This window comes from Bacillus sp. URHA0034, assembly GCF_056280405.1.
The window spans coordinates 5,065,725-5,076,770 of sequence record NZ_JBWCDK010000002.1 but is presented as its reverse complement, the minus strand read 5'-3'; the positions used below and the strand labels follow the sequence as shown (position 1 = coordinate 5,076,770).

Annotated in this window: 10 protein-coding genes; 4 read left to right on the top strand and 6 right to left on the bottom strand. The window is 37.4% G+C overall.

Annotation, left to right across the window (positions count from 1 at the left end; translation table 11 throughout):
• Nucleotides 1–54: 54 nt before the first annotated feature.
• Nucleotides 55–909, bottom strand: a complete 855-nt coding sequence (locus ACZ9EE_RS26635; protein ID WP_476031607.1) for a hypothetical protein — start codon at nucleotides 907–909, stop codon at nucleotides 55–57.
• Between the two features lie 455 nt (nucleotides 910–1,364).
• Here ACZ9EE_RS26635 and ACZ9EE_RS26630 point away from each other — a divergent pair, with 455 nt between their 5' ends.
• Nucleotides 1,365–3,752: an immune inhibitor A domain-containing protein gene (locus tag ACZ9EE_RS26630; RefSeq protein ID WP_476031606.1), complete on the top strand. Its 2,388-nt coding sequence runs from the start codon at nucleotides 1,365–1,367 to the stop codon at nucleotides 3,750–3,752.
• Nucleotides 3,753–3,832: 80 nt separating this feature from the next.
• Here ACZ9EE_RS26630 and ACZ9EE_RS26625 read toward each other — a convergent pair whose 3' ends face one another.
• The 5 genes from ACZ9EE_RS26625 to ACZ9EE_RS26605 form a co-directional block, all read right to left on the bottom strand.
• A complete protein-coding gene (locus ACZ9EE_RS26625; protein ID WP_476031605.1) occupies nucleotides 3,833–4,321 on the bottom strand; it encodes a L,D-transpeptidase family protein in 489 nt (162 codons plus the stop codon).
• Nucleotides 4,322–4,441: 120 nt separating this feature from the next.
• Complete coding sequence (locus tag ACZ9EE_RS26620; RefSeq protein WP_476031604.1) at nucleotides 4,442–5,944, bottom strand: aminotransferase class V-fold PLP-dependent enzyme; 1,503 nt, start codon at nucleotides 5,942–5,944, stop codon at nucleotides 4,442–4,444.
• Nucleotides 5,945–6,114: 170 nt separating this feature from the next.
• Nucleotides 6,115–6,462, bottom strand: a complete 348-nt coding sequence (locus tag ACZ9EE_RS26615; RefSeq protein WP_476031603.1) for a hypothetical protein — start codon at nucleotides 6,460–6,462, stop codon at nucleotides 6,115–6,117.
• Nucleotides 6,463–6,628: 166 nt separating this feature from the next.
• Entirely contained in the window at nucleotides 6,629–7,453 is an 825-nt protein-coding gene (locus tag ACZ9EE_RS26610; RefSeq protein WP_476031602.1) for a DUF2935 domain-containing protein, read from the bottom strand.
• Nucleotides 7,454–7,541: 88 nt separating this feature from the next.
• Complete coding sequence (locus ACZ9EE_RS26605; protein WP_476031601.1) at nucleotides 7,542–8,279, bottom strand: polysaccharide deacetylase family protein; 738 nt, start codon at nucleotides 8,277–8,279, stop codon at nucleotides 7,542–7,544.
• A 142-nt stretch (nucleotides 8,280–8,421) separates the two neighbouring features.
• Here ACZ9EE_RS26605 and ACZ9EE_RS26600 point away from each other — a divergent pair, with 142 nt between their 5' ends.
• The 3 genes from ACZ9EE_RS26600 to ACZ9EE_RS26590 all read left to right on the top strand — a co-directional run bounded on the left by ACZ9EE_RS26600 (nucleotide 8,422) and on the right by ACZ9EE_RS26590 (nucleotide 11,004).
• Nucleotides 8,422–9,210: a Cof-type HAD-IIB family hydrolase gene (locus ACZ9EE_RS26600; protein WP_476031600.1), complete on the top strand. Its 789-nt coding sequence runs from the start codon at nucleotides 8,422–8,424 to the stop codon at nucleotides 9,208–9,210.
• Between the two features lie 200 nt (nucleotides 9,211–9,410).
• Nucleotides 9,411–10,376: a MerR family transcriptional regulator gene (locus ACZ9EE_RS26595; RefSeq protein ID WP_476031599.1), complete on the top strand. Its 966-nt coding sequence runs from the start codon at nucleotides 9,411–9,413 to the stop codon at nucleotides 10,374–10,376.
• A 103-nt stretch (nucleotides 10,377–10,479) separates the two neighbouring features.
• Nucleotides 10,480–11,004, top strand: coding sequence for a MerR family transcriptional regulator (locus tag ACZ9EE_RS26590; RefSeq protein ID WP_476031598.1), 525 nt, complete (start codon nucleotides 10,480–10,482; stop codon nucleotides 11,002–11,004).
• Nucleotides 11,005–11,046 lie beyond the last annotated feature (42 nt).

Here is an 11,046-nt window from a genome sequence, read left to right as displayed (position 1 = left end):
ATTTTATTAGCAAGGAAAAAATTCATAAAACTCAAACGCCAAAAAGGCGTTTTTTTACTTTGGATAAGATTCATTCATTTCAATATCCCCAAAAATCCACTTTCTATATGTTCCATAAACAAATACGATAACCCATTTTATTAAAATATAATTTAGCAATTTAATCTTTGTTTTCAATATCTTTGTGTTAACAAAAATCTGAAATAAACAAGCATCAACCAACATGACCTTTAGTTTCGCCCAACCATTATTTTGCCTTCTTAATGTAAAATAGGTGAGAATTGAGAAGGTGATCGAATATATCGGGGTAATAATAAAATGCTCCGTCCAGGCATGATACCTCCCCCATCCGAAACGGATTTTACGAAGGATCGCTAAAATTAAAAATAAATTGGTTTCGGTTACCATGATCATCAAAAAGAAGGATATCTGACGGATGATTATATTCTTCTTTGTTATCCCATAATACCACCAATCGCTTAATATAAAATATATCGGAATTAGAATGAATGTATATACTGTTCTCCACCAATTATGTTCATAAACCCCTAGACGCAAAAATATTAATTCAACTAAGGAAAAATAAATACCTCCAAAAAGCTTTTTAACCCCCCCAGCTTCAGCAATGGTGAGGTAGACAGCAGTAAAAGGGACAAATATAGATTGCGACAAAAATGCCCCCAAAATATTATCTAATGATTTATTTTTTAACACTTTAGGCTTATATTTGTATGCCTTAAAAACATTTAATACAAAAAATTCCAGCAGATACGCAAACCCCATAATCGAACCAAGAAAAATAAAGGTATTTTTCTTATTTTTATTTTTATAAAAGGCTAAGCCAATAAGGAACGCATGGATTATAAACAGGATTAAAAATGGAATACGATTTTTGTTTTTTATCCGCATGTAATAAAACCGTCCTTGCTCATCTTATTTCAATAGTATTAGAAAAAAGGCAGGAAATAATTAATTAAATTTAATTGACAATTATTTCACCTGCCTTACGGAATTTATTTATATTTATAAAGAACGAAATAAACCGAATGCCTAAATCAACTGTTAACTAAAACTATATTAAAACTATAATAATCATCTATCGGATAACCAGCTTGAAAACGCTGTCAATAAACATATATTAAGGATTTTGTAATGAACCATGTAAAAAAATATCCCACATATTATTATTCTGGTAATTGTGATAAATTCTCTGTAAAAAAATAAAAATGTTGTCGAAAATTACATCCAAATTACTGGTTTTTAAGGAAATAAGAAGAAATTTGAGGAAATAATCCTATTGCTCAACATTTATTTTCAGAATATTATTAAATTTGCAACTATATTTTTTTTAGGAGGGTCTATCTTTGAAGAAATTATTTAAAACTGGTCTAACAACAGCAGTTATGGCTGGTACATTGTTCTCGGGGTTTCCTGGCAACTATGTAAGCAGCAGCAGTCTGACAAGCGGGGAATTGCTACATAAGAGTTCTAGTGCTGTCTCACAGTCGCATAGTTCACTAGATCTGTCGGTAGTAAATGAGGACAAGCTGATCGAGTTGTTGATCAGGGACGGTGTTATCTCTAAAAATGCAACTCAAGCTGAAAAACAAGCCGCTTTATACAATTACTTGGTACAAAAAGGTAAAGAGGATAAAGTTAAAACGGATGACCCAATAGCGGCAAAAGTAAAAGCCGGTGATGCAAAAAAGCAAAAAAAGTTTAAGGATTATAATAACGGAATGATGAAAGGAAACGGCAACAAAAATGGGCAAAACGTAAAGGAAGGAAAGTCACCAGGAGTCGTCAAACAAGGTAAACTATTAACACTTGTAGTAGAGTACTCCGATTTCGCTCACAACCAAATTCAGCAAAATCAAACAGATAACTATTACAAGGATTATACAATTGATCACTTTGAAGATATGATTTTTGGTACCAATGGAGTAACTGGTCCAAATGGTGAAAACTTCATTTCTCAAAAAGAATTTTATGAACAGCAATCTGGTGGTACCTACACGATTAACGGTAAGGCCTACGGATGGTTAAAAGTACCTGGAACTGCTAAGTTTTACGGTGCTGATGGTCGCACAGGGCACGATAATGTAACACCGGGTGGTGCTGCGCAATTAGTAAAAGACACTTATGCAGCTGCAATTGCAGCAGGTATACCTTTACAAGACTACGATTTGGAGGACCCGCATGATTTGGACGGAGACGGTAACTTCTGGGAGCCAGATGGTTTAGTTGATCACCTTCAAATCATCCACTCTGGTATGGGACAAGAAGCTGGTGGAGGATCACTTGGTAATGACGCAATTTGGTCACATCGTTCTGCTGTACTCTATGATCCAGATGCTCTTGGTGCAGGCTTGCCAGGATTCTATGACTATACGGTAATGCCTGAAGACGGTGCTACTGGGGTATTTGCACACGAATATGGTCATGATTTAGGCCTTCCTGACGAATATGATACAAACTATTCTGGTGCTGACGAGCCTAATCAATATTGGTCGATTATGTCAAGCGGTTCATGGGCAGGAAAAGTTCCTGGTGCAGAGCCAACAGGGTTCTCTCCATATGCAAAGCAGTATTTTCAAGCAACACTTGGCGGAAAATGGACTGACCCAACAGTTGTAAATTTAGAAGATATTACTGCAAAAGGAACACAGTTCTTATTAGACCAAGCAAATTCACCACTTGGAAGGAATAACCAAGCCATTCGAGTAAATCTACCACAAAAGAAAAAACATTTATTAGATCCGTTTGAAGGCAAATTCTCTTTCTGGGGCGGTACTGGCGATGAATCTGACAACAACATGATAACGTCAGTTGATTTAACTGGTAAGAGTTCTGCTACATTGGATTTTGATGCTTATTATAAGATTGAAGATGAATGGGACTACGCTTTTGTACAAGTTTCTGAAGATAACGGAGCTACTTGGAAGTCACTTTCAAATGCAAACACAACATCCCGTGTTGTCTCAGGTGTTTATCCTACAATTCCAGCGAATCTTCCTGGATTCACCGGAGACTCAGGTGGTTGGACAAAACAATCATTTGATTTATCACCATATGCTGGCAAGAAGATCCAATTGAAATTCCGCTACATTACAGATTGGGGTTATAACGACACTGGTTTCTTCGTTGATAATGTTAAGGTCACTGCTGATGGTTCTGGCATTTTAACTGAAGACGGTGAGGGAACAACTTCTGCTTTTACTCATAACGGCTTTAACAAGTTCGACGGCAATGTTTATGCTGATCATTATTACTTACTGGAATGGCGTAACCATCAAGGAGTGGACCAAGGACTTGCTCACATCAAACGTGGAAGCTCTTTAATGAGCTATGATGGCGGCTTAGTAGTTTGGTACGTTGATGATAGCTATACAGATAACTGGACAGGTACTCATCCAGGAAATGGCTTCCTAGGTGTAGTAGACTCCCATCTTAACAAAGACTTAAGATGGCTCCTTGCTAATGGAACTACTGCCAAAGCAAGTACTCGTTTCCAAATTGCAGATGCAGCTTTTGGTTTAGACCCTACTTCTGAATTAAATATTACTTATCCTGGTATTCAAACATTAAATGTACCAAGCCAACCAGCTGTATCATTATTCGATGATAGCAAATCGTACTTAAATACATTTGTACCTGATGCTGGTCGTGATATCCCACACTATGGATTAAAAGTTCGTGTAAATGGAGAATCAAAGGATAAATCAGTAGGTTCTATCGTAATCTATAAATAAACCATTTATCCCACCTTTTAGTTTTTTGAAGGTGGGATTTTTTCTACTTATGAAAAAGGCTGATCAATAAATCGCCTTTTTTATGGACGTATAATCACGCGTGTTCCATTGGGAACCATTTCGGCTAGCTGCAGTACATCCCGATTGTACATTCTTATACAACCATGAGAGACCGATTTCCCGATTGAACTCGGATCATTTGTCCCATGAATCCCATAGCCTTGTTTTGATAAAGAAAGCCATAAAACCCCGAATGGGCCCCCGGGATTATACTGGCGATTGACGATGATAAAATCTCCTACTGGGGTTTGTGTAAGCATCTTGCCGACGGCAATTGGAAAAATTTTCACTAACCGGCCATTATTGTATAAGGTAAGCCTCTTCTTGCCAACAGATACTTGAATAGAATAGGGTATGGTACTGGGCTCCGGCAGACCTGGAATTTGTATTTTTTGTCCCGCATGCAAATGCCCGATTCCTGGATTTGCGGCATAAAGGCGCCTTAGACTCACTCGATAGTTTGCTGAAATCGTTCCAAGTGTTTCGCCTGGCTGAACTGTATGAATCATGCTATCCCACCTTCCTCTGATAGCATATGCCTATAAAAGTATGTGGTTGACTATAATACTGTATCTCTAATAAAACAGAAGGCATACTCCCCGAAAAACCTTCCTGCCGATTTTAAAGGATTATTTAAATCTGAAGAATGGCGACATATCCTCACGGAGGTGATGGATATAGAAATAGTCATTACTAGCAGGATCATAGACATATTCATTTTTCCAGTTTTCTATATTTTCAGTAATTTCTTTGATTGCTTGAACAAAGATAAGTATTTCTTCATTTGTCATGATGGGATGAAGCGAGAACCGTACCCATCCTGGTTTGGTTGACATATCTCCATGATTAATTTGATCAGCAATTTGTTTGGAAGTGACTTGATCAATCTCTAAGAGATAATGGCCATACGTCCCTGCACATGAACATCCTCCTCTTACTTGAATGCCATACCTGTCATTTAGGAGACGAACCACCAAGTTATAATGAATATTTTCAATATAAAACGAGACAATACCGATCCTATCTTTGATATGTCCAGCTAATATTTTAACTTCCGGAATCTTTTCCAAATGGGAAAATAGCAAATTGAGCTGTTCTTTTTCTCTTTTCAATATTTGCTTGATTCCCATCTTCTTTTTCAAATTCAGACATAAAGCAGTCCGAATCGATTGCAAAATCCCCGGGGTTCCCCCATCTTCCCTCATTTCGATTTCATCGAAATACTTGTGCTCACCCCAAGGATTTGTCCATAAGACCGTTCCGCCTCCTGGGTGATCCGGAACCTTATTGGTGTAAATTCTTGAATCGAAGACTAATACTCCACTTGTTCCTGGGCCTCCTAAAAATTTATGCGGTGAAAAAAATATCGCGTCTAGCTTCTCAAGCGAATCTTCCGGATGCATATTGATCTCTACATATGGTGCAGAGGCTGCAAAATCAACAAAACAGAGTCCCCCATGTTGGTGCATGAGCCTCGCAAACTGATGATACGGCGTTTGGATCCCTGTGACATTAGAACATGCCGTAAAGGACCCAATTTTCACCCGGCGTTCCTTATAAACATGAAGGAGGTATTCTAAATGATCTATATCCACTCTTCCATTCCCATCAGGATTAATGATTACGACGTCTCCAAGCGTTTCAAGCCAAGTGGTCTGATTGGAATGGTGTTCCATATGTGTCAAGAAAATGATTGGTCTTTCCCTCTCAGGTAGTTGAAGTCGATTTCTCCAAATTTCTGGAACTCTCAGCCCTAAAATTCGCTGAAATTTATTAACGACTGAGGTCATTCCAAAACCATCCAGGACAACCACATCATGTTGATCAGCATTGACATGTTCTTTAATAATTGTTTTGGACTGCTTATATAGGCCTGTCATCATTAAACTGGTGATATTTGATTCTGTATGGGTATTGGCCATAAAAGGTCCAAATACCTCGGAAATTTTTTGTTCAATCGGTTGATATAGTCTTCCGCTGGCCGTCCAGTCGGCATAAATGATTTTCTTTTGACCAAAGGGGGAATCAAATTCTTGGTTCATCCCGATCACATCTGAGCGGAATGATTGAAAATATTCTTCAAGGTTGTCTGGGATTCGAAACGTTTTACTTCCAATATTGGCCGTGATCATTTGTTCCACACCTCACACTTTTTGTTCTGCTATTCAATATATGCAAGGCCCTTTTACACCGTTTCATTTGTTTTCAAACATAGAGAACGAGCATCCCTGCGGTTCCCGGCTCCCACATAACAAAAAAATACCCAATCGGATAACCGGTTGGGTATTTTCAAATTATGGGATCAATAAGTTGTAATCTTAGCGGATTCCTTTTTGGTTACCTCTTCAATTTTTTGAATAAACATTTGAAAAACTCTTCGTTTTTCCTCTAAATCTTTTATGTACTCTTTTAATTGGTTATAGCTTTCTTCAAAAGGTTTATGATACATCTCACGGATTTTTTCGATAATCTCTTCATTCACAGTTGATTGAATGACTTGTTTTGTTATTCCATACTTATACGAATACACCTTTAATTCTTGTGCCACTTCATCATATTCTTTGGCGATTTCAGTCAGGACTAAGGAAATATCATCCTTCCACTCGTCTAGTGATTTTTGTAGATATGATTTTGTCATTGTTTCTTCCATAAATCCCCCACCCTACTTGATTCAAGTATATTTACCCTATTATAGCGAGGTTTGATTACATCCAAGTTTCCCACAGTTTACAAAGTGGTATCATTATTGTTTTTCTTGGCTGAAATAAAAAAAAACTATGCAAAAGGCTCTAAACGGCTTGCATAGTTTTTTGGTTTTATTCAAATGATGGTTTTCGCAATGAACATTGGACACTTTCGTTCTGAAGCTCTGGAGCAAATTCCGCTAATTTTTTGATAAAATAACAGGTTTCAGGAAAATGGTGTTCAAGAAATCGAAGGGTCGTTTTATTTAACAACCTTTTACCTTTATATTTTTCAACCACGGATCGAATATATTGATTCATTTCGATAACTGTTCTGCCGACTTCTAAAGCCAGTTCTGTTTGACGCGGGAATCCCTGCTCGGTGAAGCGCAGGAAACCTTTTACATGATGATTCTGCAAAATGAACATCTGAAACCTTTGCGCATAAACATCTGATTGACGCTCAATAGACAGCTCAATCGGATCAATTAAATTCCGTAATAAAATAATGTGACCCAATTGATCCTCCAGCCATAAATCTAGCAGTTGATCCAATCTCTGCCGAACAGGCTGCTGTCCATTGACTAGGAAGGATAAGATCCGTAAATATTCTTGATTTTCATTTAAAGTGCCATTTAAATAAGTAGGTGACAGATTTAAGTTTATTTCATTTTTAATTCTTAAGTTTTGCATCTGTCCCTCAAACCGGTAATACTCGTAAGAAACAGCATAAGCTTGTTTAGCAAACGCAGCCATATCGCTCGATGTGTAGCTTAAGGTTGGATTTATTTGATTTAGATTATTAAGTAAGCCTTGAAAGGCCTGATTAAACCCTTCTGCAATAGAAATCTCATTTCTTTCTATCACCGATAAATGATCACGAACAAAGATCGCATGATCCTGTAGAATTTCAAGCCAGAATAAATGCTCCTCCCACAAACTGATCGTACCAGACATCCACATCCCCCCTCTATAAGAAGATATTCATGCCTGATTAAAATAGAAATTTTGCGCAAAATATTTCAAAAAAAACAAGCCGATTTACTTATTCCTCCTCCTCGACTATTTTGGCGAATTCCTTAAGGTTAGTAGAATATTTAACATAGGTCCGAGGAAGCAAGTATAGTTCCTTCTTTGTACTCGAAGGAGTATAAGGCCCAGGGGTTGTTGTCAGCCCATACGAATAATACTTTTCTGTTTCACTAACAACTCGCTCATTTGTGTTTCCGTACGGGTATGCGAGTGCAATTACCTTTTTTCCAGTAATTTTTTCAATTCTCTCATTTGAATCTTTTAGTTCGTACGTGAGCTTCTCTGATTTCGTTAGATCAGGGTGGGTAGCTGTATGTGACTGAACCGAGATTAGGCCAGAATCTGTTAAACGCTTTATTTCGTCGCTAGAAAGACGATTCGGCCTGCCAATAAAGTCAGCAATGACAAAGATGGTCCCTTTTGGCTTAAACTCCCTGGTTTGCAGCTTTTGAAAAATGGTAAACACATTTAGATTATTTTTATAGCCATCATCAAAGGTGATAAAAATCGGTTTTTTTACGTTCTTTGCTTTGTGCCATTGTTCAAATGTTAATAACGTAAAACCATGATCCCGCAGGTAGATCATTTGTGCTTCAAAGTTTTCTGGCGTGACATAAAGTTCCTTTGACCCAGTACCTGAATATTCAGCAATAGAATGATAAATAAGAATCGGTATTTTCTGAGCAGCAGTTACCTTGCTTGGTAAAGTCATAACAACAATGCTTAATAACAGGATAAATAGTATTTTCATTTATAGCTCCTCACTTCATTTCATTTAAGAGTTTCTAGATTACTATTTCCTATTACTTAATTTGTCATTCGGTAATTAAGAGATGAAATCTCCCTATGAATAGTGGTAAACTATCCATAACTTTTAAAAAAGGAGCACCATGATGACAAAGTATAAGGTCCTATTCCTAGATATTGATGGTACACTTGTAACACCAGATAACGGAATTGAAGAATCAACAAAAGAAGCCGTTGCCCAGGCTCAGGCTAAAGGGATAGAAGTATTTCTGGCCACTGGAAGACCGCTTCATGAAATCGATGATTTAGCCTCGCAATTAAACATCCGCTCTTTTATTGGCTATAACGGGGCTAGCGCTGTATATAAAGGTGAAGACATCTTTCAGGAACCGTTAGAACCCTCACTTATAAAGCGTTACCTTACCATTGCAGCGGAACACAGCCATGATGCCGTTCTTTATACAAATAAAGAAAATGTCTTTACCAATCTCCAAGAATCCTTTATCCAAAAATTTATTGAGGTGTTTCACTTCCATAAAAATGAACTGTATACCCCAGACCTCGAGCGGGATATTTTGGGTATAACCATGATTAATTTAAAACCGGAGGATGTTTCTCTTTATGAAAACGAGTCAGGGATTCATTTATCCCAAGTAAATGTTGAAGGTCTTACGCATTGCTATGATGTGATTAGAGATAAGATTAATAAAGGCTATGGAATTCAAACGTTATTAAAATACCTCGATATCCCCAAAGAAAGTTCAATTGCCTTTGGCGATGGGATGAACGATAAGGAAATGCTGCAAGCTGTTGGCGAAAGCTTTGCGATGGGAAACGGTCATCCAGATATTTTCCAATACGCCAAACATAGAACAACGGATGTTACAAACTCAGGGATTTATAATGGTTTAAAGACGCTTGGATTAGTTGAATAAAAAAAAGAAATGCAGGTATTTCAATTTGAAATGCCTGCATTTCTTTTTTTACCCACTGCGCTTTTTATGCAAAAAAATGTTGTTATTTCGTGGTTTCAGTCTTGTTTTGATAGCTTTTGTCAACCAGCAGGAAAAGTATATACCAGATGGTGAATAACTAGTAAATGGACAAAAAATTTCCTATATAAATAGAGAGAGGAATGGATTTAATGAAGACCTATACCTTAAAAGAAGTTTCCAAAAAAATAAATGTATCCCCTGGGACATTACGTAAATGGGAACAAGATTTTGAAGATTTGCTTGATATCCCCCGTACAAAACAAGGAGCCAGAAAATATACGGATTTAGAGATTGAATTGTTACTAGAAATAAAACAGATGGCTGATCAAAAAGTTAGTAAAGACACCATCCGTCAGGAAATGCAAAAAATCGAAGAACCTGAGAATGTCGAGGTCCCATCCATGGAACTAGATTCTTCAGATGAGGTTATCCTGGAACCAGAAGTCTCTTTAGAAATTAACCTTGAAAAGGTGATCAACTCTGAGACACAAGTGTCTTTAGAAATTGTCCCAGAAGAGGCCATTACTCCGGTGCCAATTGAGGAGAGTGCCATGAAAAATACGGAAGTGTTTTTTGATGCCATGGAGACTTATAAAAAAACATTCTTAAGTGAAGTAAAGGATGAAATTCGCACTGTCGTTCGCAAAGAAGTTCTTGATGAAGTAAGAAAAGAAATTTCAAAAGGTACTTTTATAACAGTAAAAACAATCTCTGATTCCATTTATAAATCCTCAGAAAATACCAAGGCTGAACTTCAAGAATTATCAGAGTCTGTAGAAAAAGCCTCAGAGGAAACGACAGACTCCTTGAAACAGCTTGCAAATAAAGTGGCCAATGTATCATTAGAAACCTCTGAAGAGATCTTTTCACTTTCAAAGCAGCTGTCGGAAACTTCTGAAGAACTTTCCCATTATGTAGATGTCACCAATAACGAAATCTCCAGTCTAGCTGAAACCATTACAAAAGACCGTGAATTCCTAATTGAGGAGCGGAATCAATACCGTCAAGAAGTTACCCAAAGAGAATTGGCCTTCCAACAAATGTTAACTAACTTCCGAGATGTCGCAGCAGCCAAAGAAAAGAAATGGTGGAAATTTTGGTCTTAAGTATCTTGCATCTTTTGTTTTGGCCCATTCCTTTATTCTTATAGGATTTACTTTGTCCCGTCACTCTTGTCTGCAGCTTATTCTATCATTAGGAGGATTCGGTATGAATACCAGTGAAGTAGCAAAGTTATTAGGGGTATCTTCGAGTACCATCCAGCGTTGGGTAAAGCAGCTCGAGCTGCCAATGGAAAAAAATGAACGAGGCCATTACCATTTTAGCAGCGAAGATATTGAACAATTAAAAGAAATTCACGAAAAGCTTCAAGCGGGTACACTTCTTCATGAGATCAGCCCATTGAGTGAGAAAAAAAGCATCCGGAAAGGGATTGTAAAGACGGTTGAAAATGATCAAGCAATGGAAAAACTGTTTGCGAAAGTAAAGGAATTAGAGCTAAGTTTACATGCAAAAGCAGATTCCGTTGCCTCCTATCAATTGCTTCAGCATCGAAGGGAAATTGAGGAGTTGCAAGAAAAAGTTAAAAATTTATCTCAACAAATGGAACAACTCCAAAGTCAGCTGAATGAATTAACCTCACCATTACCAACTGAAAAACCTCTGGTTTTTGACCAGACAAAAGCAAAACGAAAAAAGAAGAATTTTATGAGCAGCCTTTTAGGATTTTTGTAAAGAAAAAGTCGAACGTACCTTACGTTCGACTTTTTCCTTTCT

Bases quoted from the DNA above. Each gene is read 5' to 3' on its own strand.
- ACZ9EE_RS26635 (WP_476031607.1), bottom strand. From the start codon at position 909: ATGCGGATAAAAAACAAAAATCGTATTCCATTTTTAATCCTGTTTATA.
- ACZ9EE_RS26625 (WP_476031605.1), bottom strand. From the start codon at position 4,321: ATGATTCATACAGTTCAGCCAGGCGAAACACTTGGAACGATTTCAGCA.
- ACZ9EE_RS26620 (WP_476031604.1), bottom strand. From the start codon at position 5,944: ATGATCACGGCCAATATTGGAAGTAAAACGTTTCGAATCCCAGACAAC.
- ACZ9EE_RS26615 (WP_476031603.1), bottom strand. From the start codon at position 6,462: ATGGAAGAAACAATGACAAAATCATATCTACAAAAATCACTAGACGAG.
- ACZ9EE_RS26610 (WP_476031602.1), bottom strand. From the start codon at position 7,453: ATGTCTGGTACGATCAGTTTGTGGGAGGAGCATTTATTCTGGCTTGAA.
- ACZ9EE_RS26605 (WP_476031601.1), bottom strand. From the start codon at position 8,279: ATGAAAATACTATTTATCCTGTTATTAAGCATTGTTGTTATGACTTTA.
- ACZ9EE_RS26600 (WP_476031600.1), top strand. From the start codon at position 8,422: ATGACAAAGTATAAGGTCCTATTCCTAGATATTGATGGTACACTTGTA.
- ACZ9EE_RS26595 (WP_476031599.1), top strand. From the start codon at position 9,411: ATGGATTTAATGAAGACCTATACCTTAAAAGAAGTTTCCAAAAAAATA.
- ACZ9EE_RS26590 (WP_476031598.1), top strand. From the start codon at position 10,480: ATGAATACCAGTGAAGTAGCAAAGTTATTAGGGGTATCTTCGAGTACC.